The 25545-nt window shown below is 61.0% G+C and carries 29 protein-coding genes; 19 read left to right on the top strand and 10 right to left on the bottom strand.

All coding sequences use genetic code 11. From position 1 onward, the window contains the following. The first annotated feature begins 19 nt into the window (after positions 1–19). Entirely contained in the window at positions 20–211 is a 192-nt protein-coding gene (locus tag BM364_RS04250) for a hypothetical protein (protein WP_092421316.1), read from the top strand. A 224-nt stretch (positions 212–435) separates the two neighbouring features. On the opposite strand, the gene BM364_RS04245 is transcribed toward BM364_RS04250, so the two are convergent. Beyond that, the gene (locus BM364_RS04245) at positions 436–741 is read right to left on the bottom strand and encodes a PRC-barrel domain-containing protein (protein WP_092421314.1); all 306 of its coding nucleotides are present in this window, start codon (positions 739–741) and stop codon (positions 436–438) included. A 433-nt stretch (positions 742–1174) separates the two neighbouring features. On the opposite strand from BM364_RS04245, the gene uvrB reads away from it, so the two are divergent. Both uvrB and BM364_RS04235 read left to right on the top strand, forming a co-directional pair. Further along, positions 1175–3553, top strand: coding sequence for an excinuclease ABC subunit UvrB (gene uvrB, locus BM364_RS04240; RefSeq protein WP_425284875.1), 2379 nt, complete (start codon positions 1175–1177; stop codon positions 3551–3553). Between the two features lie 425 nt (positions 3554–3978). Further along, positions 3979–5550, top strand: a complete 1572-nt coding sequence (locus BM364_RS04235; RefSeq protein WP_092421312.1) for an ORC-CDC6 family AAA ATPase — start codon at positions 3979–3981, stop codon at positions 5548–5550. Between the two features lie 112 nt (positions 5551–5662). Here BM364_RS04235 and BM364_RS04230 read toward each other — a convergent pair whose 3' ends face one another. Continuing rightward, positions 5663–6019: an endonuclease domain-containing protein gene (locus BM364_RS04230; protein ID WP_092421311.1), complete on the bottom strand. Its 357-nt coding sequence runs from the start codon at positions 6017–6019 to the stop codon at positions 5663–5665. Between the two features lie 145 nt (positions 6020–6164). Here BM364_RS04230 and BM364_RS04225 point away from each other — a divergent pair, with 145 nt between their 5' ends. The 4 genes from BM364_RS04225 (at position 6165) to BM364_RS04210 (ending at position 8417) form a co-directional block, all read left to right on the top strand. Continuing rightward, positions 6165–6560, top strand: a complete 396-nt coding sequence (locus tag BM364_RS04225; RefSeq protein WP_244542762.1) for a hypothetical protein — start codon at positions 6165–6167, stop codon at positions 6558–6560. 98 nt (positions 6561–6658) lie between these two features. Beyond that, positions 6659–7048 carry a hypothetical protein gene (locus BM364_RS04220; RefSeq protein WP_139232477.1) on the top strand — a complete coding sequence of 130 codons (390 nt, stop codon included), beginning with the start codon at positions 6659–6661 and terminating at the stop codon, positions 7046–7048. Between the two features lie 537 nt (positions 7049–7585). Continuing rightward, positions 7586–8035: a DUF1236 domain-containing protein gene (locus tag BM364_RS18350; RefSeq protein WP_175528455.1), complete on the top strand. Its 450-nt coding sequence runs from the start codon at positions 7586–7588 to the stop codon at positions 8033–8035. Between the two features lie 91 nt (positions 8036–8126). Then, positions 8127–8417: an SH3 domain-containing protein gene (locus BM364_RS04210; protein WP_139232476.1), complete on the top strand. Its 291-nt coding sequence runs from the start codon at positions 8127–8129 to the stop codon at positions 8415–8417. A 3-nt stretch (positions 8418–8420) separates the two neighbouring features. Here the strand turns inward: BM364_RS04210 and hemH are convergent, their stop codons facing one another. The 3 genes from hemH to BM364_RS04195 all read right to left on the bottom strand — a co-directional run bounded on the left by hemH (position 8421) and on the right by BM364_RS04195 (position 12155). After that, on the bottom strand, positions 8421–9440 hold the full coding sequence (gene hemH, locus BM364_RS04205; RefSeq protein WP_092421295.1) for a ferrochelatase: 1020 nt from the start codon (positions 9438–9440) through the stop codon (positions 8421–8423). Between the two features lie 129 nt (positions 9441–9569). Then, positions 9570–11237: a HoxN/HupN/NixA family nickel/cobalt transporter gene (locus BM364_RS04200; protein ID WP_092421293.1), complete on the bottom strand. Its 1668-nt coding sequence runs from the start codon at positions 11235–11237 to the stop codon at positions 9570–9572. A 21-nt stretch (positions 11238–11258) separates the two neighbouring features. Next, complete coding sequence (locus BM364_RS04195) at positions 11259–12155, bottom strand: LysR family transcriptional regulator (RefSeq protein WP_092421287.1); 897 nt, start codon at positions 12153–12155, stop codon at positions 11259–11261. Positions 12156–12327: 172 nt separating this feature from the next. On the opposite strand from BM364_RS04195, the gene BM364_RS04190 reads away from it, so the two are divergent. After that, positions 12328–12750 carry a MarR family winged helix-turn-helix transcriptional regulator gene (locus tag BM364_RS04190; protein ID WP_139232474.1) on the top strand — a complete coding sequence of 141 codons (423 nt, stop codon included), beginning with the start codon at positions 12328–12330 and terminating at the stop codon, positions 12748–12750. 163 nt (positions 12751–12913) lie between these two features. After that, entirely contained in the window at positions 12914–13384 is a 471-nt protein-coding gene (locus tag BM364_RS18345; RefSeq protein ID WP_175528454.1) for an SH3 domain-containing protein, read from the top strand. Between the two features lie 51 nt (positions 13385–13435). Here the strand turns inward: BM364_RS18345 and BM364_RS04180 are convergent, their stop codons facing one another. Then, entirely contained in the window at positions 13436–13873 is a 438-nt protein-coding gene (locus BM364_RS04180) for a hypothetical protein (protein WP_092421279.1), read from the bottom strand. Positions 13874–14037: 164 nt separating this feature from the next. After that, positions 14038–14955 (bottom strand): DMT family transporter, encoded by a 918-nt coding sequence (locus BM364_RS04175; protein ID WP_092421276.1) that lies wholly within the window; start codon positions 14953–14955, stop codon positions 14038–14040. Between the two features lie 206 nt (positions 14956–15161). On the opposite strand from BM364_RS04175, the gene BM364_RS04170 reads away from it, so the two are divergent. The 8 genes from BM364_RS04170 to BM364_RS04135 all read left to right on the top strand — a co-directional run bounded on the left by BM364_RS04170 (position 15162) and on the right by BM364_RS04135 (position 21810). Then, positions 15162–15947, top strand: a complete 786-nt coding sequence (locus BM364_RS04170; RefSeq protein WP_092421274.1) for an SDR family oxidoreductase — start codon at positions 15162–15164, stop codon at positions 15945–15947. Next, complete coding sequence (gene uvrC / locus BM364_RS04165; protein ID WP_092421270.1) at positions 15944–17833, top strand: excinuclease ABC subunit UvrC; 1890 nt, start codon at positions 15944–15946, stop codon at positions 17831–17833. Before BM364_RS04170 ends, uvrC begins: the two co-directional genes overlap by 4 nt. A gap of 138 nt (positions 17834–17971) precedes the next feature. After that, positions 17972–18325 carry a YciI family protein gene (locus BM364_RS04160; RefSeq protein ID WP_210186386.1) on the top strand — a complete coding sequence of 118 codons (354 nt, stop codon included), beginning with the start codon at positions 17972–17974 and terminating at the stop codon, positions 18323–18325. A gap of 96 nt (positions 18326–18421) precedes the next feature. Beyond that, positions 18422–18925, top strand: coding sequence for a pyridoxamine 5'-phosphate oxidase family protein (locus BM364_RS04155; RefSeq protein WP_092421267.1), 504 nt, complete (start codon positions 18422–18424; stop codon positions 18923–18925). A 274-nt stretch (positions 18926–19199) separates the two neighbouring features. Continuing rightward, positions 19200–20273, top strand: coding sequence for a 3-deoxy-7-phosphoheptulonate synthase (locus BM364_RS04150; protein WP_092421263.1), 1074 nt, complete (start codon positions 19200–19202; stop codon positions 20271–20273). A gap of 271 nt (positions 20274–20544) precedes the next feature. Next, positions 20545–21114 (top strand): CDP-diacylglycerol--glycerol-3-phosphate 3-phosphatidyltransferase, encoded by a 570-nt coding sequence (gene pgsA, locus BM364_RS04145; protein ID WP_092421262.1) that lies wholly within the window; start codon positions 20545–20547, stop codon positions 21112–21114. Beyond that, positions 21111–21362, top strand: a complete 252-nt coding sequence (locus BM364_RS04140) for a MoaD/ThiS family protein (RefSeq protein WP_092421261.1) — start codon at positions 21111–21113, stop codon at positions 21360–21362. Before pgsA ends, BM364_RS04140 begins: the two co-directional genes overlap by 4 nt. A gap of 1 nt (position 21363) precedes the next feature. Continuing rightward, positions 21364–21810, top strand: coding sequence for a molybdenum cofactor biosynthesis protein MoaE (locus BM364_RS04135; RefSeq protein WP_092421251.1), 447 nt, complete (start codon positions 21364–21366; stop codon positions 21808–21810). 143 nt (positions 21811–21953) lie between these two features. Here the strand turns inward: BM364_RS04135 and BM364_RS04130 are convergent, their stop codons facing one another. After that, complete coding sequence (locus BM364_RS04130; protein WP_092421248.1) at positions 21954–22844, bottom strand: branched-chain amino acid aminotransferase; 891 nt, start codon at positions 22842–22844, stop codon at positions 21954–21956. 135 nt (positions 22845–22979) lie between these two features. Here BM364_RS04130 and BM364_RS04125 point away from each other — a divergent pair, with 135 nt between their 5' ends. Beyond that, entirely contained in the window at positions 22980–23507 is a 528-nt protein-coding gene (locus tag BM364_RS04125) for a MarR family winged helix-turn-helix transcriptional regulator (protein WP_425284870.1), read from the top strand. 62 nt (positions 23508–23569) lie between these two features. Then, the gene (locus tag BM364_RS04120; protein WP_092421244.1) at positions 23570–24040 is read left to right on the top strand and encodes a hypothetical protein; all 471 of its coding nucleotides are present in this window, start codon (positions 23570–23572) and stop codon (positions 24038–24040) included. On the opposite strand, the gene proC is transcribed toward BM364_RS04120, so the two are convergent. Together proC and BM364_RS04110 are read right to left on the bottom strand one after the other, a co-directional pair. Continuing rightward, positions 24037–24861, bottom strand: coding sequence for a pyrroline-5-carboxylate reductase (gene proC / locus BM364_RS04115; protein ID WP_092421243.1), 825 nt, complete (start codon positions 24859–24861; stop codon positions 24037–24039). The genes BM364_RS04120 and proC overlap by 4 nt on opposite strands. Beyond that, positions 24858–25358 carry a type III secretion system chaperone family protein gene (locus BM364_RS04110; RefSeq protein ID WP_092421242.1) on the bottom strand — a complete coding sequence of 167 codons (501 nt, stop codon included), beginning with the start codon at positions 25356–25358 and terminating at the stop codon, positions 24858–24860. The genes proC and BM364_RS04110 overlap by 4 nt, the downstream gene beginning before the upstream one ends. Positions 25359–25545 lie beyond the last annotated feature (187 nt).

Here is a 25545-nt window from a genome sequence, read left to right as displayed (position 1 = left end):
CCATTGAAAGGAGACTGCCATGAATGAACAAAAGCCCAAGGGCCCAGCTCAGCCGGCTCAGATCGATCAGGCGCAGAAACAGACTGCCCAGCCCGATCGCGGCTCCAGCAGCAAGACCGGCGCCAAGGACGCGCACAAGCAACAGTCCGAGGACATGCCCGGCGCCGAAGGTCCGCTATCGGCTCGCGCCGATCAAGACACCTACGATTGAGAGGCAGCCATGAACGCGGATGCAAAAAAGACACCCCCGCCCCGTCCCATGACGGTGCGGGGGCCGGACGGACGTCCCCATATGTCAGATGATGCCGAACAGCGTGCCGCCGATGCCCAGAACGCAGACCGGGACCGGCCAAGGCCTCTCCCATCGCGCCCTCTTGGGTCTCCAGACTGAATGGTGCGCAAGAAAAAGGCCCGGCATTGCCGGGCCTTTTTTCGTCAGTGGTGCGAGTGACGATGCTCGGGAAGATCTTTGAGCTCATCCTTGGTCCAGGATGTCGTCGCGTGGACCTCACCCTTTTCGTCGCGCATGAATTCGAGTTCATGCAGCGGCAGCGCAACCGGCTTAGCACCGATGCCAAGAAAGCCGCCGACATCGACAACGGCCGTGCTTTCCATGCCGGTGCCGTGAATATGGTCGACCTTGCCGACCTTTTCGTCGCCGGCTCCGTAAATCGTTGCGCCTTCCAGCGTGGACGGGATCAGTTCTGCGCTCGAAAGGCGCACGTGATTGCTGTGGTCCATGATTGATCTCCTTTCGACTACAGGGGAAATCCCTGTCCACGGGTCTGCGTTCCATATCCCGGTTCACAAACCTGCGCGGTCGCACCCGTTCCGTTTCCGTTCACAATATGTTAACAGCCGTGATCCGATCCCCTGCTGACAATGCGTGACAGGACACCCATCTAAGGGTTCTCCTGCCCCACCCGTCCTGCTGAGAAGAGCCATGGCCCCAAAGTCCACACGCCCCGGCAAAGCCGAATTTTCCATCGACGAGTTCTTCGCCGAGATCGAAAAGGCCGAGGACCTGCAGGCATCGAAGCCGCTTTACGCAGAGCGTATGAAGAACAAGCGCGCTCTCGACCGCGCCGAGGCTAAGGAAAAAGAAGCGGCGGCCCCGAAGACCGCTCTTGAAAAGCGCCGCACCACCAAGGCGAACTACGACACCGCCACCGGCATGGCGCCCAAGTCCGGCAAGACCAAGATCAACTCCGTCGACCGCGTCAACTTCGACGGCTTCGGCGAAGCCCCGCAAGCCGGCTTCGGCCACGTCCCCTCTTCGCGGGTCGTAAGAAGTCCTCTACCTGAGGAGGCGCAGAGCCCCGTCTCGAAGGACGAGGGCGAGATCGCCGCTGCTCTGGCTGCCTCTGTCAAAAAGAACAAGGCGCGCAAAGGCGAATCCCTCGAAAACGCCCAGACCGTCGGCATCACCGCCACGGTGAAGGCCCTCGAACAGATCATTCTGCACGGCCGCAAGGAGGTCGAAGGCTCCTCCCCCTGGGTGCCGCACCGTCCCACGCGTCCCGAAAAGCTCGAAGGCGGCCGCCCCTTCAAGCTCGCCACCGACTACGTCCCCGCCGGCGACCAGCCCACCGCCATCGCCGACATTGTCGAAGGCATCGAGAACGGCGAAACCGACCAGGTCCTCCTCGGCGTCACCGGCTCGGGCAAGACCTTCACCGTCGCCCAGACCATCCAGCGCACCCAGCGCCCAGCCCTGATCCTTGCCCCCAACAAGACCCTAGCCGCCCAGCTCTATGGCGAGTTCAAGCACTTCTTCCCCGACAACGCCGTCGAATATTTCGTGTCCTACTACGACTATTATCAGCCGGAGGCCTATGTGCCCCGCACGGACACCTATATCGAAAAGGAATCCACCATCAACGAGCAGATCGACCGCATGCGCCACTCGGCGACGCGGGCGCTGATGGAGCGAGATGACGTCATCATCGTCGCCTCGGTCTCGTGCATCTACGGCATCGGTTCGGTGGAAGGCTATTCCGCCATGATCGTCGACGTTCACCAGGGCGCCAGCATCGACCAGCGCGAAATGCTGCAAAAGCTCGTCGCCCTGCAATATAAGCGCAACGACCAGAGCTTCACCCGCGGCTCCTTCCGCGTCCGCGGCGATACGGTCGAAATCTTCCCGTCCCACTATGAGGACGCCGCCTGGCGCGTGTCGCTCTTCGGCAATCAGGTGGAAAAGATCGTCGAGTTCGATCCGCTCACGGGAAAAACCGTGGGCGAGCGCAAATTCATCCGCATCTACGCCAATTCCCACCACGTCACCCCCCGCGCCACCACCACCGGCGCCATCAAGATGATCCGCTCCGAGCTCGCCGCGCGCCTTCAGGAGCTCAACGGCGCCGGCCGCTTCCTTGAAGCCCAGCGCCTCGAACAGCGCACCCTGTTCGATCTCGAAATGATGGAAGCCACCGGCTCCTGCGCCGGCATCGAAAACTATTCGCGCTACTTTTCCGGCCGCAAACCCGGCGAGCCGCCCCCGACCCTGTTCGAATACCTCCCTGACAATGCCTTGGTCTTCGTCGACGAATCCCACGTCACCATCGGCCAGCTCGGCGCCATGTATCGCGGCGATCTTCGGCGCAAGGCGACGCTGGCCGAATACGGCTTCCGCCTCCCCTCCTGCATGGACAACCGCCCCCTCCGCTTCGAGGAGTGGAACGCCATGCGCCCGCAATCGGTCTATGTTTCGGCCACTCCGGGCTCATGGGAAATGGAACAGGCCGGCGGCGTCTTTGCCGAACAGGTCATCCGCCCCACCGGCCTCATCGATCCCCCGGTCGAAATCCGCCCCGCCACCCATCAGGTGGACGACGTCATCGACGAGATCCGCCAGACCATCGCCAGGGGCTATCGCACCCTCTGCACGGTGCTGACCAAGAAGATGGCCGAAGACCTCACCGAATACATGCACGAGCAGGGCATCAAGGTCCGCTACATGCACTCGGACGTCGACACCATCGAGCGCATCGAAATCATCCGCGATTTGCGCCTCGGCGCATTCGATGTTCTTGTGGGCATCAACCTCCTCCGCGAAGGCCTCGACATCCCCGAATGCGGTCTCGTCGCCATTCTGGACGCCGACAAGGAAGGTTTCCTCCGCTCCGAAACCTCCCTCATCCAGACCATCGGCCGCGCCGCGCGCAACGTCGATGGAAGGGTCGTCCTCTACGCCGACAAAGAAACCGGCTCCATGGAACGCGCCCTCGCCGAAACCACCCGCCGCCGAGAAAAGCAGATCGCCTACAACCTCGAACACGGCATCACGCCCCAAAGCGTCAAAGCCCGCATCAACGACATCGTCGACAGCGTCTACGAACAAGACCACGTCACGGTCTCAATCGGCAAAGGCAAAGACGGCAAGGAAAAAGTCGTCACCGGCGATAATCTGGCGACGGTCATCAAGGATCTTGAGCGCGAGATGCGTGAAGCTGCGACGAACCTTGAGTTTGAGAAGGCCGCCCGCCTCAGGGATGAGGTCAAGCGCCTTCGCGAGATGGAACTCGATACTTTGGACGGCGAGATCTCGTAGGAGCTTCCTACAACTCTTGGACTTCGAGCTGGCTGCGCAGCAGCAAATCTCTCCGGTGGAGAGATTTTAGTCGAAAGGGCCGTGAGAGCTATGCTCGAACGGCGGAGAAGGCTGCAAGGCTCGGCGACGAGGTCAAACGGTTGCGCGAGATGGAGTTGGACAGCCGACAAATCGCTCCAATACACCGATCTGAGGTAAGAAGACCATGAATGCCATATTGGATTGGCTTACTGGGTTGCGAAGGATAAAAGTCGATATCCTACTAATATTAGCTTCTTAGCCAAAACCAGCCGAACTGCGCAACCATCTTACCCATTTAGTCAACCCGCGTCGTCACACGGAATCAAAATCAGGTGCAAATTTCAGTTCGATAGCAATATACATCGAATATCAAACACGTATTTCCACGCAGCAGACGGTCGCAGATGCTTTCTGAAGAATTAAAAAAAATCCAGTCATCTCTAATCGGATTTGAAACACGCGCTGAAAAGGCTAGTGCGGAAAAACTAACTGAGACGTTTGTCGATGCGGAACCTCTCTTTGCTCTTCTTAGCACCAATAATCATCAAGTCGTCTTTGGTAGACGCGGCACTGGCAAAACTCACGCCTTACGCTACCTAGCTCAGTCTGTTGAAAAAGCTGGCGATGTCTCTGTGTATCTCGATCTCAGAACCATCGGTTCGAACGGATCCATATACACCGATCAAAACATACCTTTAGAGCAGAGAACGAGCACGCTTCTAACGGATGTATTGGTGGCCATTCATGACAGTCTATTAGAGATAGCCAATCAGCAGTATAGTTTTCTCAATAGTCCTGTCAGCGTAACCAAAGCTTTTGATGCGTTTGCGGACGTCATTGGGTCGGTGAGGGTGGTTGGTGAAACGACAATCGAAACTCATAACAATGAGCAGACGGCGAATAATAAGGGGTGGTCTTTCTCTGGAGTGCTTGGAGCGTCGCCCAGTGCAACAGGGGGAGCGAAAAGCGAAAATAATACCGTATTATCCCGTGCAGAATCACTACGCACAGTTGGTAGTAAAAGATACTATATTCAATTCGGCGCTATTCAGAACACGCTCTCCAGACTCATTGACGAACTTGGGCTAAGCAAGGTCTGGCTTCTACTTGATGAGTGGAGCGAGGTACCTGTTGCGCTCCAACCATATTTGGCCGATATGCTGCGGAGAACAATCCTCCCGACGCCCTATATTGTAGTTAAGATCGCTGCAATTGAGCATCGGTCAGATTTTATGCTCCCGCTTGAACAAGGTGCGTATATCGGCATTGAGCTTGGGGCAGATGCTGGCGCAGACTTAAACCTTGATGATTTTATGGTGTTCGACAATGACAGCTCTAGATCCGTCGAATTTTTCAAAAGCCTAATTTTCAAACACCTGAGCTCGACAGTGGACACGGCATTCTCCACCCCCGATCAAATGGTACAAGCGTTATTCAAACAGTTTCCTGTCTTTGAAGAGTTCGTTCGCGCATCTGAAGGCGTGCCTCGAGACGCAATTTACTTGATATCACAAGTTGCACGAGCAGCATTTGGTGAAACAATCTCTGTAAACCATGTGAGATCTGGTGCTCGACAGTGGTACTCGCGCGACAAGTCGTCTGTGCTCAAAAACAATCCTGATCTATCATCGCTGCTAAATCACATTATCGACGACGTTATTGGCCATCGTAGAGCACGCGCTTTTCTACTACAAAGTGAGATCCGAGAGGACAGGATAGATCGTCTCTTTGATAGTAGGCTACTACACATCTTAAAGAAAAATGTGTCTGATCGCGACAATCCCGGACGACGGTACGATGTCTACAAGCTCGATTATGGATGCTATGTGGACTTGATCAACACGACAAAAGCGCCATTAGCGTTGATGTTCGACGAAGGGGAATCGGGAGAAGACGACCTTCTTGAAGTGCCGCCTGATGATTACCGATCAATTCGGCGGGCCGTTTTAGACTTGTCGACAATACTAGGAGGTTGAGAGGAGCGTTCCCTAGATGCAAGCCTCGGTCCTTTGGAGCGGCTGGTTTTTCCAACCTGCACGCGAGGACGGTCCCCGATTGCCGCTAGTAGGAAACGGAAATTGGGGCTGCCTAGCTCCTTAGGTCCGGCTCGCCCAAGACCCTACGCAGCGCCTCAAACACACCTTCATCACTGTCCAGCACATTATCATTGCTAAATCGCACCACGGTATATCCAAGCCGCCGCAGATACGCCGTCCGCGCAATGTCGCGCTCGATCCCCTCATCGAAATAATGGCTGTCGCCATCGATCTCAAAGATCAACTTCTCCCGCTTGCAGACAAAATCCACCACGAATGGACCGATCGGCGCCTGCCGCCGAAAGTGCCAGCCGGCCGTTCGCCACGGCAGCAGCAAGACCCAAAACCGCCGCTCGGCCGGCGTTTGGTCCCGGCGTAGTTTTCGCGCGAAGGTGGTTTGATCGTCCATTTCGTCCCCCACGGGAGCGTAGCAGGACCACAGGCTAAGTGAACCCCCACCTTGCCTCCCCCTGGCAGGGGGAGGGATCTTCCGGCGGCTCTCCAAAACCCCGGCAAGAACCGCAGCGTCCCTCCCCTTCCCAAGGGGAGGCTAGGTGGGGATCGGGATATCGCCCCCAAAGACCGATCACCCGGTACCATCCGATTGGCCGACCTACGCCAAACAACGCATTGCCCGCGCTTCGCTGTCGCGCCACCCTGCCCTCATGTCCACCCTCTCCAATGGCGGCCCGCCACTCGACGATGACGACACCCACACCCCGCCCTGGGGCAAGAACGGCATTGGCCGTTATTTCGAATGGGCCGCTGCCAAAAAGCGCGCCTTCGATGCGCCGATGGACATCGCAAAACTTCGCGCCCGCCGCGCCGCGATGATCGGTCTGACATACGACGAATACGTCCTAGAGATTCTGGAACGCGGCCGTTACCTCTCCGCCGCCGATGGCACCCGCATTGCCGAAATCATCGCCAAACGCCCGGTGCGCTACTAAGCCATCCACAGCCAGTGGACCACCCGCATCCCGCGCTCGCCTCCTTGTCCCCGCTCCGTGCCGTGGCTGTATCCTTGCGCGTTGCACAGGAGCGCGAAATGCCCGAAACCAACCGTCTGAGTGACCGCCGTATCGTCAATTACAACCGCCTGCAAAGCGATGTTGCGGCGATGAACTACGTCATCCGTTTTGCCAAACCCAGCGGCGCGCTGGGGCTTGCGACCATCCGCGCCTGCAATCGCATGATCTCTGTCGCCAATCGCCTCTACAAGCGCGAACACGGCATGCCCCAGTTCCGCCTCCTGATCGAGGACGAGCCGCTCTACCTCGCCGACCTGCAGATCCTCGTCACCCGGCTTACCGCCGCCGGCAATACTTTTGAGGCCCGCTACGCCCACTACAAGGCCGAAGCGTTACGCAAGGCCGCCGAGGAGCGCGAGCGCCTGCTCAAGCTCGACGCCGACGGCTTCCCCTCGAAACACCCGTGAAGCGCACTTCCTCCTTTCAGCAAAACTCTTGTCCTCGTTCACCTTGCAGCCGCCTACATCAACGATGTCATTGGATGGGAAAGCGGAAAGGCCACCCGCCAAAAAACTTATCCCCGCCACCAGCCTCCACCCTCATACTGGCCGTGTTCCGCCATCACGCGGCCCGCACGCAGGGCCGGGCGGAATGGCCGGAGGACGGGGGCGCCTGTCCAGGCGGGGATATGAATGCGGCAGCCGCACCTGAAATAATGGATGCGCCTGAACCGGACCCGCTGGCAAAATCCGGATCGTGACGGGCGGCCCTTGGCTCCCTCTTGTCCTAAACAGGCCGAGTCAACGGCCGCCCGTTACCCGTTCCGCAACCGCCGTCCCCCGGGCCGGGCGGCAATTCCGCACGCCTGCATTTCCATGGAATTTCAAATATTTGCGTTTAAAATCAGTGATTTGTCAGCTTCTTGTAAGGTTAAAACGCGGAACCTATTCCGCTCTCCTCCATTTCTTCGCCATTGCCAACAGCGAGAGCTAGAGGAAGTGAAAATGAAGAAATTTATCATCCCAATCATTGCATCGGCAGCCCTGCTCGCCCCCACCCTGGCCCAGGCCCAGATCATCAAGGATTCCAATGAAGCCGAAGCCGGCGGCGCCGTCGTCGGCGGCACGGCAGGTGGCGTCAGCGGCGCCATTGTCGGCGGTCTGATCTTCGGGCCGATCGGCGCTGCCATCGGCGGCTTTACCGGCGCCACCATCGGCGCAGCCGGCGGCGTAGAAGCCTCCTCGGTCGATTATGTCCGCATGCACCCGACCGATCCCGTCGTGATCGACGGCACCATCGATGTCGGCTACGCGGTTCCCGAAGCCATCGTGATCCACCCCATCGAGGGCGATCCGAGCCATGGCTACTTCTACACCAATGACCGCGTCTACTTCGTGGATATGAGCAACCGCGCCGTGGTGTATTCCCCCGGCATCGTGGTTGCCGCAGAATAATCTACTCAGCAACGGTCGCCTCCGGGCGGCCGTTCTCTCTTCCCGCTTGGGGCACTTGCGCTATACTGCGCCGGGCAAACGGAGCGGCACCATGCGTATCGTCTTTTCCCTGGCGCTTGTCGCCCTGGCGTTCACCCCGGCCCTCGCAGCGCCCACCGCGCGCGTCAGCGGCGGCAATGTCGCCGTCCGCTCCGGCCCCGGCATGGGATATGGCATCATCGGCCGCATCCCCAACGGCACCGAGGTCAGCCTCGATTATTGCACCCGCAACGATCGCTGGTGTCTTGTCACCGATAGCGGCTGGGTCGATGCGTCCTGGCTCGTCGGCTGGTCCGCCAAGATCCAGGCTACCCCGCCCGACTTCATGGGCCCCGGCTGGTAGCGCTCAGAGCCAGCCACCAAGTTCGCGCCGCACCATGGCTTCGATCATGTCCATCCCGGCAGGACTGTCGTTGAGGCACGGAATGTAGGCATAGTTTTCCCCGCCCGCTTCCATGAACGTATCCTTGCCGCCCATGGCGATTTCTTCCAGCGTCTCGATGCAATCGGCCGAAAAAGCCGGCGCCAGGATCGCCACCTTCTTGACGCCCCTGCCCGGCAACTCCTCGAGCGTCTTGTCGGTGTAGGGCTGCAGCCACTCGGTTGGCCCAAACCGGCTCTGGAACGTGACCATCAGCTTTTCCTTGGGCCAGCCAAGATACTCCCGCACCAGCCGGGTCGTCTTGAAACACTGGCAGTGGTACGGGTCGCCTTTCTTGAGATACTCGACCGGCATGCCGTGATAGCTGGTGATCACCAGATCCGGCTCGAAATCGAGCCCGGCGACACCGTCGCGGATCGAATTGGCGAGGGTCTCGATATAATTGGGGTCCTCGAAATAGGCCGGAGCCGTGCGCACCGCCGGCTGCCAGCGCATGTTTCGCAGCGCATCGAACGCCTTGTCGTTTGCGGTCGCCGTCGTGGTCGCCGAATATTGCGGATAGAGCGGCACAAGCAGAATCTTCTGGCACCCTGCGGCCTGCATGCGCTCGAGCACGCTGCGGGTCGAAGGATTGCCGTAGCGCATGGCATATTCGACCATCACGCCGTCGCCGCTCATCCGCTCGGCCAGAGCCTCGGTCTGTGCCCGCGTGATCACGCGCAACGGGCTTTCATTGCGCTCCTTGTCCCAAATCTGCGCATAGGCGTGCCCTGCCTTTTGCGGCCGGAAGTTGAGGATCACCAGATTGAGGATCGGCCACCACAGGAGCCTGTTGGTCTCGATCACCCGCGGATCGGACAGGAACTCCTTGAGATAGCGCCGCACGCTCCAGAAGTCGGTGGCGTCGGGCGTACCGAGATTGAGCAGCAGGACGCCAATTTTTTGCGCTGGAACTTTGGGATGGTCGGGAGGCAGATGGGACATGGGGCGCCAGTTTGGAACTCTTCCAGAATGGCGCGCAACATACCCGCTTCGCGCCGCTCCGCAAGGCGGCTATGGGTCGCGCTTGGGCGGCGGACGGGATACCTGCCCACCGGGATAAGCGGAGTGGCGCTAGAAGCTTGCCAGCAACAGCAACACACCGAAGAACAGCACCAGAACCGCGCCGACCAGCTCCGCCCACCAGACGATCCCCCGGGCAAGGGCGCTGTCGGTGCCGCCGAGCCGGCTCGCAAGGCCCTTTGCACCCACTGCCAGCGAGGCGAGCGCTGCAACCGTGATGGCTGTGCCCACGCCCATCAGCAGCACCGAAACGATACCTGCAGCCAGCACACCCTGCGACAGCGCAAAGACCATGACGACCAAGGCTCCCGAACACGGCCGCAACCCCACCGCCAGCACCACGCCGAGCTGTTCGCGCCAGCTCCCATTGAGATCGGCAGGCGCAACCGCGTGGTGCATATGTTCGCCATGGTGGTGGTGGTGATCGTGATTGCGCTCATGCCCATGGTGGTGGTCGTCACTGTGGTGCCCATGCTCGCCATGGCCGTGCTCGTGATCATCGTGCCAGATGTCGCGGCGGACGGGCTCGGGCGCGTGATGATGGTGGTGGTGACCCCACCCAAAAAGCTTCCGCGCCACCAGCCAAAGCCCCAGAAGCGCAACGAGGCCATAGCTGAGCACGCTCACCCAATAGGCCGCATCGCCCATCGCCGTGCTCGTCAGCCGCAAGACGCCCGCAAGCACCAGCACAAAGCCGATCGCGACAAGCGATTGAAGCAAAGCCGACAACGCGCTGAGGGTAATGCCCTGCCGCAACTGCCGCTCGCTCGCCAGCACATAAGACGAGATCACGACCTTGCCGTGCCCGGGCCCTGCGGCGTGAAACACGCCGTAAAGAAAGCTCAACCCGCCCAGCACCCAGAACGCGGTCCAGTCCGTCCGCATCTGGTCGAGCGCGCCGGTCATGGCGCCATAGAACTGGCGCTGCTGCTCCTGCAGCCAGCCGAAAAACCCGGTCCGCGGAAGGTTGAGGCCCACTTCCGGTGGAGGCCCGCTAAAGGGGGCTGCGGGCCGGGCCTGTGCCACCTGCTCGGTTGCTTCGAGCGCCGTGCTCGGCACAGGCGCAGCGCCACAGGCAATGCGGATCGCTCCTTGTGTTCCACGCATTGCGGCCGCGAGATCAGGCGGCAGTTCCAGCACTTCGGGCCCCAGCGCATAAAGCCGCGCTTCGGTCTGGGGATCCATGGGATGGGGGGGTATGAGATCGACGCGGCAGCTGTCCGGCGCGTTGACAAGGGTGACATCCCCGGCATCGGCAAAGCCGATCGCCACGTAATATTCGGCATCGTAGATCCCGAGTTCGAAATCCGAACCCGGCGCCACCGGCTGCGTGGCATTGATCGCATAATCGAGCGTGACGCGATTGTCCTCATAGCGCATGCGCTGGTCGCCTGCGGCGGTGAACGCCATCCCGTCCCCGGCAAATGTATAGAAGCCATAATCGGCAAGCCCGATCATGTTCTCGTCGGCCAGCTCCTGCATTTCCTCGGTGCTGACAATGCCGTCGCCATTGGTGTCGAGCCCCTGCACCATCCACACCGAAAAAGCAGTGTCGAAGGTCCAGGCGTGCCGCAGCGTCGCGATCTCTCCGGCATCGTTGAACACCACCTCGACCTTGGCATCGATGAAGATGTGCGGATGCGCAAGCGCCGGCTGCGACAAGCCGAACAGTGCCGCCGGCACCGCCAGAGCAGCAAGCGCCGGGCTGAGAAATCGCATGAGGCTCAAGAGAAAGATCCGTCAGTTGATGGGGTGAACCGCAAACCAGTCCACCAGATGGTCGATCAGGGCCCGCACCTTTCCGGCAAGGTGCCGCCGATGTGGATACACTGCCTGCAGCGTCTGGCCGGTCGGCAGAAAGTCGGGCAGCACCGGCACGAGCTCGCCACTCGCCACCAGCGGGTCCGCCAGATAGGACGGCAATACGACGAAACCGAGACCCATGGCTGCTGCGGTGCGCGCCGCAAGCGGAGAATTGACCCGGAGCGGCCCGGTCACAGGCACTGAAATGGTCTTGTCGTTCTCGATGAAGCGCCAGTTAGATTGACCCTGCAGGTTCACATCGACGATGCACGGCAAATGCCGCAGATCCTCGGGATGCCGCGGCGTTCCGATAGCGGCGATCAGGCTCGGCGCTGCCCCGACCACCACATGCATATCCGCGATCTTGCGGGCAATGAGGGAGGAGTCCGCCAGCGTCGAAATCCTCAGCGCCACGTCGATCCCTTCGTCCACGAGATCGACGTAGCGATCCTCGAGCCGCAGGTCGAGCGTCACCTTGGGATGTTTCTTGAGATATTCGAAGATGGCGGGAGCCAGCGTCGACTCCCCGAAATTGCGCGGTGCCGAGACGCGGAGCATGCCGCGCGGTTCCGCCGTCTGGTCGGTGATTGTGGAATCAAGGTCGTCGAGTTGCTGCAACAGCGAGGAGGCTTCCCGGTAATAGGCTTCACCCGCCTCGGTCAGGCTCAGTTTACGGGTTGTCCGGTTCATCAGCCGCACGCCCAGATAGTCTTCGAGGTCGGTGACATACTTGCTCAGCAGCGCCTTGGACCGGCCATGCAGGCGCGCCGCAGAAGAAAAACCGCCGGCATCGAAGACCTGAACGAACGCGCGAATGCGAGCAAGATCCTGCAACCTGGCCTCCAGACGTGGGGCGTTTTCCGGCCATTATCGCGCCTTGCCCTGCCAATCGACGCATAACTCATCTGCAACGAGTGAACAATAACGCCTCTTGGTCGTTGCCCGATTAACGATAGGATGGAACCGCCATCGACGTGTAACGGGAGTTCGGACTATTTTCCCGCCTATGTCAAAACCATCTTCCAGTTCAGTGCTCTACCGGCTGATTGCTGCCGGCCAGCTGGCGCACAAGGCCGTGCTTGTGCCGCTTGTCGAGCGCGGGCTCGAACCAGGAGACGATGCCATTCTCTTCGAACTCGGCCGCGCAGGCCGGACCGAAGTCGAACTCGGCGAGGAGCTGGGCTTGCCGCTCGACTTCCTGTCGCCTCGCCTCAGCCGCCTTGCCGATCGCGGCCTGGTGGAACGGCGCGCCGTGGGGCCCGAGCTCTTGCCCGGCGTCGCGCTGACCGAACGGGGCATCCGTATTCGCAACAGCCTTGCCGATCATTGGAAGCAGCTTGAAGATGCGCTCTTGGGCGAACTCAAGCCCAAGCATGCCAAGAAGCTGGGCAATATCCTGCGACGTTTCACTGACTTGCTGCAATTCTGATCGCGCCCGGCAACGCAGCGCTCGTTCAGGCATTCATGCAGTGAGCTGGTTCGGCTGCGCTACAGTCGCTTTCCCCTGTTGGGTTTGTTCAGTCTGGGTTCATCCGCGATGCGCTTATCTAGACCCAAGGCCAAAGGCCAATAACAGGGAAAGGAGAACTCCCATGGCTCTTAATCGCAAGCTGATCGCCTCCGGGCTTGCCACCCTGGCAGTGCTGGCAACCACTGTTGCAGCGTCCGCAGCGACAGCCTATGCAACCGGCAATGTCAATGTTCGCAACGGTCCGGGCACCGGCTACCGCGTCGTCGATACGCTGATCCGCGGCCAACGTGTTGACGTTCAATACTGCCAGGGCAGCTGGTGCTTCATTGAAAAGCGCGGCCCCAATGGCTGGGTGTCGTCCAATTACCTGTCCAATGCCGGTTGGGATGACGACTATTACGCGCCGCGTCCGCCGCGCCCGCCCGTCTGGAATCCGGCACCCCCGCGCCCGCCGCACTGGAACCCGCGCCCACCGCGTCCGCCCCACTGGAACCAGCGTCCGCAGCCGGTGATCCCTGCCCCCTATCCGAGCCGTCCGAGCGGCAGCTTCTGTTTCAACGGACCTAACGGATACTTCTGCGCCGGCAACTAATGCCAGCTCAGCGCAATCCCGAGGCGCATCGATCCCGGTCGGTGCGCTTTTCTATTCGATGGTCAGCCGTTCGACGTCGACACCGTGCCGTTCAAGCGGCGCCCTCGACTGGCGCAGCAGGAATTCGTTGACCCCGTAGGCGACCACGGCGCCTACTGCCACGGCGATACCGAATCCGCGCCAGCCATCCTGGCTGCCCACGACGATCCCCGCCATCAGCGTCACCGCGCCGACGCCCAGCACGATCCAGCCGCGCTTCTGGCCGGCAATCCGGTAATTGCGCGCGCCCGAATGCAGGAGATCGCGCAGTTCGCTGTCGCTCATGGCCACGAGTTCGCGGTTGCTGCGCTCGCGCCGGATCGTTTCGATATAGGCATCCACCCGCCGCAGCGTCAGCGCATCCCGCTCGCGCGTCGCCTTGCCCCTCGTCAGAAGCGTCCAGCCACCGCCGATCAACAACAGGACGAGCGCGATCTGCAAAATGCCCATAGCGAGCCTCCCCGGGTAATCCTCTGCCTCACATGCCCATTCCGGCGCGCTGCTGCAACCCGTCAGGGGCAGATCTCTGCCAATCATCCGAAAACGAACCAGGCGCTGCGCTTACTGCGAAGGCAGCTTTGGATGTTTGGGTGGCTCAGTTCTTTGCCTGAACGCTATGCTTCGCCGGGCACAGGCGGCAGGACGACGCGTACCTGCTTCCGGCGCTCCCGCGCCATGACGACGAGCCCTGCTGCCACGATGATCCCCGCGCCCAGCAGCGATACCGCATCAATCCACTGCTCGAACACCACGATGCTCAGAATGATGGCCCATGGCAGCGAGAAGTAGTTGAACGGCTGCAGGACGCTGGCTGGCGCCATGGTCAAGGCATAAACCATAAGTCCATGCCCGATGCAGGTCGTGATCATCGTCAGGACGACCAGCCCGAAGTCGGCCCATTCCATCGGCTGCCAGAAAAACACTCCAACCGCGCTCGACATCAACAGGCCGATCAGCGAGCCATAAGCCAGGCTTGTAGCAGCCGTGTCCACACGCGAAACCTGCCGGGTCAGAACGATATAGAGCGCATAGGTCGCCGCCGACGCCAGAGCAAACCCAACGCCCCAATCGAGCGCCACCCCGCCCGGCCGCAGGATCACCAGCGCACCCAGCAATCCCGCGCCCACCGCGGCAAAGCGGAAGATCCCGACCTTTTCGCCCAAGATCGGTATCGCGAATACCGTCACCAGCAGCGGGTAAACGATCACGATCGCCTGCAACTCGCCGAGCGGCACACTCTGTAAGGCGATGGCGAAACACCAGATATCCACCATCAGCAGCACGCCGCGCAGCACTTGCCGCCGCGGCATGTTCGATTGCAAGGCCCGCCGCAGCGGCGCCTGCCGCATCACCATCACCAGCGCAAAGAGCGCAAAGCCCCAATAGCGCATCATGGTGATCTGGAAAGGTGAGTGATCCTGCACCAACAGTTTGGCGACGGCATCCTGAACGCCGAAAACCCCGATAGTCAGCAGCGTCAGGATGATCGCGCGGCCGAGATTGTCCGCGCCTTGGATCTGGGGGGAAGACATGGTCACCGATTGCACCGATACGTCCCGCTGGAACCTTGGTGCAGGACGCGATCACGCTAGCGCAGGCCCTCGAGTTTTGCCATCTCATTCCTGCCCCGATCTGTCATCTCCTCCGCCTACACTCACCCCGTTGCGACATCCGTTCGCAACACCCATTCAAATGCGTCGATTGAAGGAGGCCGGTGATCCGGCCTATTGTTTCGCCAATGTCTGAATCGCTCCGCCAAAACCAGAACCACTCCGGTGTCGCCCTGATCACCGGCGCCAGCGACCGCATCGGCGCAACTCTGGCCCGCACGCTCTCGTCAGCCGGCTACACCGTCGTCATTCACTATCGCTCGGGCGGCGACGATGCGGGTGAACTTGTGGAGGACATCCGGCGCAAAGGGGGCCGTGCCGAAAAAATCAAGGCCGACCTCGCCGATCGCACCGAGCGCGCCGCGCTCGTCCAGAAGGCCAGGGCGTTTTTCGGTCCGCTCACCATTCTGATCAACAATGCCTCGGTCTTCGACCCCGACAGTGCCCATGATGTGATCGAAACCGAGTGGGACAGGCACTTTGCCATTCATGCCGAAGCCCCCATATTCCTTTCGCGTGATTTCGCCGCCCAGCTGCCGGCCGACCGCGAAGGAAACATCATCAACATGATTGACGAGCGGGTATTGCACCCGAGCCCTGCCTATTTCAGCTATACCTTATCGAAGTCCGTGCTCTGGACTGCGACGCGCACCATGGCGCAGACATTCGCCCCGGCCATTCGCGTCAATGCCATCGGCCCCGGCCCCGTCCTGCCCCATAGCGGCCAGAGTGAAGAGGACTTCGCCCAAAGTATCCAGTCCCTGCCGCTCAAGCGCCACGCCGATCCCGACGCCATAGCCCAGGGTGTACTCGCCATTCTGGGCATGACCGCCTATACCGGCCAGATGCTTGCTCTCGATGGTGGCAAGCATCTTGATTACCCCTCCCGACGCGGCCCGACGCCTCGAAAATGACTGAGACCGACACCACCCCTGCTCCGCTCCCCTCTGGCCCGGAGGTTATCCGCAATTTCGTGCGTACCCTGCCCGCAGCGCCGGGCGTTTATCGCATGCTCGATGCTAATGGCGAGGTTATCTATGTGGGCAAGGCGCGCAGCCTCAAGGCGCGCGTCACCAACTACACCAGACCCGAAGGCCTTTCCGTGCGCATTCAGCGCATGGTCATGGCCACGGTGTCGATGGAATTCGTCCGCACCGAAACAGAAGCCGAAGCGCTGCTGCTTGAAGCCAATCTCATCAAGCGCCTCAAGCCACGCTTCAACGTGTTGCTGCGGGACGACAAAAGCTTCCCCTACATCCTGATCGCCACGGATCACGAAGCGCCCGAACTCACCAAACACCGGGGCTCCCGCCGCCGCCCAGGTCATTACTTCGGTCCCTTCGCCTCCGCTACCGCGGTCGGGCGAACCATTGCCAGCCTGCAAAAGGCCTTCCTCCTGCGCAATTGCTCGGACAGCTTTTATGCCGCCCGCACGCGTCCTTGCCTCCAATACCAGATCAAGCGCTGCGCTGGACCCTGCACACGGGAAACCAGCCTCAAAGCCTATGGCGAGCTTGTCGAAGATGCGCGTCTTTTTCTGACTGGGAAGTCTCAGTCGGTGCGCGACCATCTGCAAAAGGATATGGCTGCCGCCGCGGAAAACCTCGATTTCGAGCGCGCCGCGCTGTTGCGCGATCGCCTGTCGGCGCTGGCTCTCGTCCAGTCGCAGGGGGACGCCACGGCTCGGTCGGTCGAGGAGGCCGATGTGTTCGCCATTCATCACGAAGGCGGCCAGTTCTGCGTACAGGTCTTTTTCTTCCGGGCTTTTCAGAATTGGGGCAACCACGCTTTCCGGCCCAAGGCCGACGACAGCCTGTCCGATGCCGAAGTGCTCGAAGCCTTTATCGCCCAGTTCTATGAGGATCGCACCCCGCCCCGCCTCGTGCTTCTCAGCCACGACCTTGCCGAGCCCGAGGTGATCGAAGAAGCTCTGCGCACCCGCGCCGGCTACAAAGTGCGGGTCGAAACTCCGCAGCGCGGCGAAAAACGGGACCTCGTCAACCATGCCTTGCAGAATGCGCGCGAAGCCCTTGGCCGCCAGCTGGCCGAAGGCGCGTCACACCGCGCCCTCCTCGAAGGCGTCGCGAATTGCTTCGGTCTCGACGAGCCCCCGCGCCGTATCGAGGTCTACGACAACTCCCATATCTCGGGCACCAACATGGTCGGCGCCATGATCGTTGCGGGCGAAGAGGGCTTTTCCAAAAAACACTACCGCACGTTCAACATCAAATCCGACATCTCGGCCGGCGACGACTTCGGCATGATGCGCGAGGTTCTGACCCGCCGTTTCGCCCGTCTTGCCACTGAAAGCGAGACCGATGCGGAAGACGAGTCCACCGGCATGCCGGATTGGCCCGATGTCGTCTTCATCGATGGCGGCGCCGGTCAGCTCAACGCCGTACGCCAGGTGATCGCTGAACTGAACCTGCCCAAGGAAGTCACCTTCATCGGCATCGCCAAGGGCGAGGAGCGGGACGCCGGGCGCGAAAAGTTCTTCATGGAAGGCAAGGATGCCTTCATGCTGCCCCATCGCGACCCCGTGCTGTACTACGTGCAGCGCCTGCGCGACGAAGCGCACCGCTTTGCCATCGGCACCCACCGCGCCAAGCGCAAAAAGGACGTCGTCAAGAACCCATTGGACGAGATCGAGGGGATCGGCCCCACCCGCAAGCGCGCGCTCCTCAACCACTTCGGCTCCGCCAAGGCCGTCGCCCGCGCCAGCCTCCTCGATCTGGAATCCGTCCCCAGCATCTCAAGATCCATGGCCCAGCTGGTCTACGACCACTTCAATCGCACCTGACGCGTACCCCCTACCGTGACCACCCGGCTGGTTCGGGTGGTTCATTTCGCAGCACTGCGCGCCGTGCAATAAATCTCCGCGTTCTGTCGAAATCCGACATGCCGCTTCGTCGCATAGGCAGACACACAGGAGCGTCCGATGAAGTTTCTCACCATGGTCAAGACCCTCAACCCGCAAGTTGCGATCAACCCGCCGCCCGCTCTGATGCAGGCTATCGTCCAGCTTGGCATGGAGGCTGGTGCCCGCATGACGGAAACCGGCGGAATGGCACTGGCCGGCACAGTGACGATGCGCCAGGGTCAGCTCATCACGGACGGCCCTTTCGCCGAAGCCAAGGAACTGGTCGGCGGCTACGCCATCTACGAGCTTGAAACAGACGCCGAGATCGTTCGCTGGACCGAACGCTTCGTGGACCTTCATCGTCAGCACTGGCCCGAATGGGAAGGTGAGGTGACGATCCTCCATCTCCAGCGATTCCAGATGAACGCGTGAACCGGGCAGGCACGGCGAAATCACCCTCGCCGTGCTTTCGGGAGCAACTTCCGCGGCTTCCGCTCGTTCGTTTCCTGACCAATCAGGAGTCGCACCATGTCCGATGACAACAATCACATTCTCTCCCCCCAGGAAGCGACCGATCGCATCTGGGAGCTGGCCGACAAGATCGATATCTGCATGCTGACCACCTGGAACGGGTCCAATCAGCGCAGCCGCCCCATGTCGGCACGCGTCCGTCGCGAAGAGAACGCCATCTACTTCCTCACCGACATCGAAGGTCACAAGCTGACCGAGATCGAGAAGTACCCCAACGTTTCCCTTGCCTGGGCCGATAATGGTGGCCACAAATATGCAGTGATCTCCGGCGACGCCGTCGTGCTCAATGACCGCGTCAAGATCGAAGAGTTGTGGGAACAATTCGACAAGGCATGGTGGGATGACGCTAGCGATCCCGAGATTCGCCTGCTCAAGGTGACGCCCGACGAAGGTGAAGTCTGGGACAGCCCGAACAAGGTAATCGCCGGCGCCAAGATGTTGTTTGCTGCTGCTACCGGCGCCAAGCCCGACATGGGCGACACCGGCAAAGCCGATATGTAATTGACGCTGCTCTTAAATCCCCGCCGCCGGCGGGGATTTGCTTAGCCCCGCCTCAGACCAAAGTCGGGGCTGGACAAGCCGGCACGCCTCCGCTAGCTTCGCCGTCATGATCAACGCAGCCACCTTTTTTTGGTATTTTAGCTATCCGCTCCCGGCGGAGGCTAATGCGCGCGCGTCCTGATCCCCTAGAGACCAGACCCAAATCGCAAGCCAGCCGCCCGACTTCCGAGGCGGCTTTTTTGTTGGCCCCTCGATCACCCGAGAGACCCGCAAAATGCTCAAGTCCACCGACGATCTTCGCATCACCGAAATCAAGCCGCTGACGACGCCGATCGACGTCATGCGCCAGCATCCGCGTACCGATCAGGCGACGCGCACCGTGATCGCCGCGCGCCACGACCTCCACAACATTCTGCAAGGCCAGGACGATCGTCTCGCGGTCATCGTCGGCCCTTGTTCAATCCACGATCCCAAAGCGGCCATGGACTATGCCCAACGCCTCGTGACGCTGCGCGAAACCCTTGGGTCCCGGCTCGAAATCATCATGCGCGTCTACTTCGAGAAGCCGCGCACGACCGTCGGCTGGAAGGGCCTGATCAACGATCCGGATCTTGATGGCAGCTTCAACATCACCCAGGGCCTGCACACCGCACGTACCCTGCTGCTCGACATTGCCAATCTCGGTCTGCCGGCCGCCTGCGAGTTCCTCGACATGACTACCCCGCAATATATCGCGGATCTCGTCTCCTGGGCCGCTATCGGCGCCCGCACCACCGAGTCCCAGATCCATCGCGAACTGGCTTCTGGCCTGTCGTGCCCGGTCGGCTTCAAGAACGGCACCGATGGCAATGTCAAGATTGCGCTCGACGCCGTGCTCTCCGCCGGTCAGCCGCACCACTTCATGGCTGTTACCAAGGACGGCCGCTCAGCCATCGCGGCGACGACCGGCAATGAAGACTGCCACATCATCCTGCGCGGCGGCAAAACCACCAACTACGATGCCCACAGCGTCGATGAAGCCGCCAATGCTGCTGGCAAGGCAGGGGTCAACCCCGCCATCATGATCGATGCAAGCCACGCCAACTCCGCCAAAAAGCCAGAGAACCAGCCGCTTGTGCTCGCCGATATCGGGGCGCAACTCGCCGCTGGCGACAAACGCATCATCGGCGTCATGATCGAGTCCAACCTCGTCGCCGGCCGCCAGGATCTCGAACCCGGCAAGGACCTGGTCTACGGCCAATCCATAACCGACGGTTGCATCGACTGGAGCACCACCGTTACCGCCCTCGAAGCCCTTGCCGAAGCTGTCGAGAAACGCCGCGCGGCAAACGCCCAGGCCGTTGCCTGAATCTGATGATGTCTGCCCTTCTAACTAACGGGAGGGCAGACGCTCCTAAAGCGTCACTCCGCAGGCTTTTCCGGGTAGCCGCTCGAACGGTTCCAAATCTAAACCAATGAAGGGCACAGCCGTCAGCTCGCGCCGTTCGTTTCGTGCTGACTTGTTCAACACTCTTCCCCCGTCTTCTCTGACCAGAGCTCCAGGAGCATAGGACGGTGCAAATCTGTCAAGGACGCCGAACCGTCTTGACCCCCCTGCCCCATTCCTGTTCTCTCCCCCCATGACCCGCAACCCGCTCACTCTCGTCCCCAACATCATCACCATCGCGCGCGTTGCCGCAATCATCCCCATCGTCTGGCTGGTGATGAGTGGCGACATCACTCTGCGCATCATTGCGCTGGTCCTTTTTGTGCTGGCCGCGGCCAGCGATTGGGTGGATGGCTACCTCGCCAGGGCCTGGAACCAGTATTCGGACCTTGGCCGCATGCTCGATCCGATCGCCGACAAGCTGCTGGTCGGCATCCTGGTCGCCGCGCTTGCCTGGGACGGCAGCTTTTCGGGCTGGGACATGATCCCGGTTTCCTCCATCCTCTTTCGCGAGTTCTTTATCTCCGGGCTGCGCGAATTTCTGGGCAATACCGCCATCGTTCTGCCGGTCAGCAAGCTGGCCAAGTGGAAGACCACCATTCAGCTCGTGGCGCTCGCCGTCGTTCTGCTCGAGGGCATCATCCCCGGCTTGCGACTCGTTTCCGATCTTATGCTCTGGGCTGCCGGGCTGATCACGCTTTGGACCGGCTGGAACTATCTGCGCGCCTCCTGGCCGCATCTGTCCGGCATAGGGCCGAAATGAAAGTCCTATACTTCGCCTGGCTGCGCGAGCGCCTCAACCGCGCCAGCGACGAGGTCACGCCGCCCGATAGTGTGCGCACGCTCGACGATCTTGTCTGCTGGCTGCGGAGCAACGACGAAGCGCTCGATCTTGCCATGGCCAATCCCCGGCAGTTCAAGCTCTCCAAAAACGCCCGCATCGTGCCTTGGGACACCCCGATCGATGGCGCCGAAACGGTCGCCATTCTGCCGCCGATGACCGGCGGTTGAGATGATCCTGGTCTCCGCCTCCCCCTTCGATCCCGGCGCCCTGCTCGCCGCCTTTGCGGCCGATCATCCTCATGCCGGCGCCGCCGTCACCTTTACAGGAATGGTCCGGTCCAGCCCCGACCGTCCCATCAACGCGCTTATTCTCGAATGTTATCCGGAACTAGCCGAAAACGAGATCGCCACCCTGCGCGGGCGGGCCATCGAGCGCTTCGGCCTGATCGATGCCGCCATTCTCCACCGCTATGGACGCCTCGTTCCCGGCGAGGCGATCATGCAAGTGATGACCCTTGCAGCCCATCGCCAAGCCGCTTTCGATGGCGCACAGTTTCTGATGGATTACCTCAAGACCGACGCTCCGTTCTGGAAACAGGAAGAAACCGCGTCCGGCACGCAATGGGTAGAGGCGAACACGGCAGACGACGCGGCTAGAGACCGCTGGGCGAAGTAAGGCCCCCACGCTCAGGAACTACCTTATCTCTCCCGCTGAGGGAAAGGTCGCCCGCAGGGAAGGGTGAGGGGCCTTCCCTATCACCCAATACGAAAAAGGCCGGGCATCCCTGCCCGGCCTTTCGATCTCAGATCATCAAAATCTTATTCCGCCGCCGCCCGCTTGGGCTGCACTGCGGCCGAATAGGCGTCGATCAGCGTCCGGCACCCTTCGCCGGGCGTGAACGAATAATCGCCGATCACCGAAACCGGCGTCACTTCCGCGGCGGTGCCGGTCAGGAAGCACTCGTCGAACTGGCCCAGTTCCTCGGGCATGATATGCCGCTCGGTCACGGTGAACCCGTTCTCCTTGGCGAGCGCGATCAGCGTCTGCCGGGTGATGCCATTGAGGAAACAGTCCGGCGTCGGCGTCGTGATGTCCTTGCCTTTGATGAAGAACACGTTCGCCCCGGTGGCTTCAGCCACATAGCCGCGATAGTCCAGCATCAGCGCGTCGGCATAGCCATTGGCCATTGCCGCGTCCTTGGACAGCGTGCAGATCATGTAGAGCCCGGCAGCCTTGGCTGAAGAGGGAATGGTTTCAGGGCTCGGGCGCTTCCACTTGCTCCACTCAAGGCGAATGCCCTTGAGCTTTTCCTCGACCGAGAAATAGCTTGGCCACACCCAGGCCGCGATTGCCACATGCACCTTGTTGTTGCGGGCCGGAACGCTCAGCTCTTCAGAGCCGCGCCAGGCAACGGGACGCACATAGGCATCCACGAGGCCGTTCTTGTCCAGCACCAGCCGCTTGGCCGCTTCGATCTCGTCGACCGAATAGGGAAACGGCATGTCGAGCGTTGCCGCCGAGCGGATCAGACGCTCGGTGTGTTCGCGCGACTTGAAAATCTCGCCGCCATAAGCGCGTTCGCCTTCGAATACCGAGCTGGCATAGTGAAGCCCGTGCGTCAGCACGTGAATCTTCGCGTCCTTCCACGGTTTGAGTTCGCCATCGAACCAGATCCAGCCATCACGCTGGTCCATGGGCACGCCTGCCATGATCCTCTCCAAAGTCTTCGTTCTTGCCATTTCCACACGAAACGGGCGCTTCGTCGATCATGCCCCAAGGGCCATGCCCTTGGCAAACCTGAATGTCTTTGGGATAAGACGGAACGCCGTTGTGATGGAGCGACAATGCCAGAGCCGCAAAAAAATGTCAACAAGGCTGACATAACTTCTCCGCTTCCGGCGCGCTCCGATCTGCCCCTCGATATCATGGGGCTTTTTTTCTTCGCCTACCGGGACTTCACGGGCGACGCGGACGCCCTCCTCGAGCGACAGGGCTTTGGACGCGCCCATCATCGGGTGCTTTATTTCGTCAATCTTCGGCCCGGCATGCCCGTGGCCGATCTGCTCGACATTCTCAAGATCACCAAGCAGAGCCTGGCACGCGTTCTGCGCCAGCTGATCGACAATGGCTATATCGAGCAGAAAACCGGACAGGCCGACCGGCGCCAGCGGCTGCTGCATGCCACCGACAAGGGCCGCGCGTTTTTCGCCACTCTGTCTGCCACCCAGGCCAGCCGCATAGACGATGCCATCGCGGCCCTACCTCCTGATGGCGCTCACATGGTGCGCCAGTTTCTGATCGGCATGGTCGATCCCAATGATCACCCGGTGCTCGACCGGCTCAGCCTCACCATCAATTACCGCCGCCCATAAAAGGCTTGCACGCCAGCCGCTTGTGCGACACGTTCGACTCGGTTGGGGCAGCGGGGGCGTCCATGCCGGGTCTGGGGGACTATCTTGATCAAGCGCACGAAATGCAGCGCCAGGGTGAGTTTCTCGAAGCACTCTGGTGCTACGAGAGCGTCCTGCGCGATCCCATGATTGCGGAAAATCTGCTGCTTCGCCAGACGACCGGCATGGACATGGCGCGCCTGCTGCTTGCGGAAGCGAGCCGTTGCAATCAACTCGAACGGCGCCAACGCCTTGTCTCGCGCGCAATCGCCATTCTGAGCCGGACGATCATGACGGGGGCGGCGCGTCACCCGGCCGCCCTTCTCCTCGCCGAAGTCTATGGCCTGCGCTATGCGCTGGCGGGCGAAGCGAGCGACCTGCTGGCTGCTTATCTGCTGATCGATGCGATCATTGAAGACGAAGCGCCTTCCCAGATCCTGTCCGAAGTCGAAAAGCTGCGCGGCCAGTTCGCTTCGATCAAGCTGCTGGCCCTGCGCCAGGACGCGCGGCTTTAGCTGCGGCCCAGTTCTTCGCTGCGCTGCCGCGCGGCGCCCACAGCCCGCTCCATCAAGGGGGCAAGACCATCCGCGGCCATCAGCACCGCGAGGGCCGCTGCGGTCGTGCCATTCGGTGACGTCACGTTCTGGCGCAGCACGCTTGCCGGCGCCGCATCGGCTTCAAGCAATGCCGCAGAACCGATCACTGTCTGGCGAGCCAGCACCATGGCCACATGCTCATCCAGCCCCTGTGCCACCCCCGCTGCGGCCAGCGCTTCGACAAGATTGAACACATAGGCTGGGCCCGAACCCGAAACGGCGGTGACCGCGTCGAGATCGCCTTCCCTGTCGAACCAGACGACGAGGCCCGCAGCCGACAGCAGCGCCTCGGCGGCGGATTTGCCATCCTGGTCAACACCGGGACCCGCAACAACGCCCGTCACGCCCTTGCCGATCTGCGCTGGCGTGTTTGGCATGGACCGCACCACACGGTCGGTGCCGGAGCCTTGTTCGAGACGCGTCAGCGAAATGCCGGCTGCGATAGAAAGGATCAGCGTCTGCGGCCCGATCACGGGGGCAAGCCCCTCCATCACCGCGTCGATGACTTGCGGTTTGACCGCAAGCACCAGCACATTGGGGCGCAGCCCAAGCGCCTGATCATAGATCATCAGGTCATATTCGGCGGCAAAAGCCTTGGTCTCTTCGCTCGGATGCGGCTCGACCAGAACGAGATTGGTGGGCGGCAGGCCTGCTTCGAGCCAGCCGGTGGCGAGCGCTATGCCCATCTTGCCAGCCCCGATCAGCATCACCGGGCCAATGGAACGCAGATCCGTCATCATGCCTCGCCCACGGTTTCGAACATCACATGGCTCAGCGCATCGGCTGCCGATTTGCCAGCCCAGACCACGAACTGAAATGCCTGGTAGTAGAGATCGCAACTATCGGTGGCCGAGCGCAAGAGCGCTTCGCACTGCTGCGGCGACACATCCGCTCCGCCTGTGAGAAGGTGCGAATTGCGGAACAGCACCACGCCTTCCTTGTTCCAGATGTCGAAATGGCCGATCCAGAGCTGCTCGTTGATCAGGCTGATCAGCTGGCGCACCTCGTTGCGCCGGCCATCGGGCACCTTGAGATCAAAGGCGCAGGCGATATGGAGCGATTCCAGATCTTCCATCCAGTTGAACGAAACGTGGTAGTCGCTCCACCCGCCCCGCACGGAAATGGAAATCTCGTCCGCATCCTGCCGCTCGAATGTCCAGTCATTGATCGACGCGATATGCTCGACCAGGTCCACCGGATGGGAGCTACGATCGGGCTCATAAGCAATCAGGGACATTGGGGCGGTTCCGTGCTGGCTTGGCAGATCACCATCCACACCGGCGCACCGGAGCTTCGGGCAGAGCGGACTATCCCGGGCGCCTCACTCCTGCGCTCGAATCGTCCACGACTCAAAGCCTACACGCCATAGCTGATTCAGGGAGCCAACCCCGGTCACGACACCCCAATCTCTTGTGGAAGATGGT

The sequence above is a fragment of the Devosia crocina genome (genome assembly GCF_900116545.1).
Taxonomy (GTDB): Bacteria; Pseudomonadota; Alphaproteobacteria; order Rhizobiales; family Devosiaceae; genus Devosia; species Devosia crocina.
This window is presented reverse-complemented; position numbering and strand designations above follow the sequence as displayed.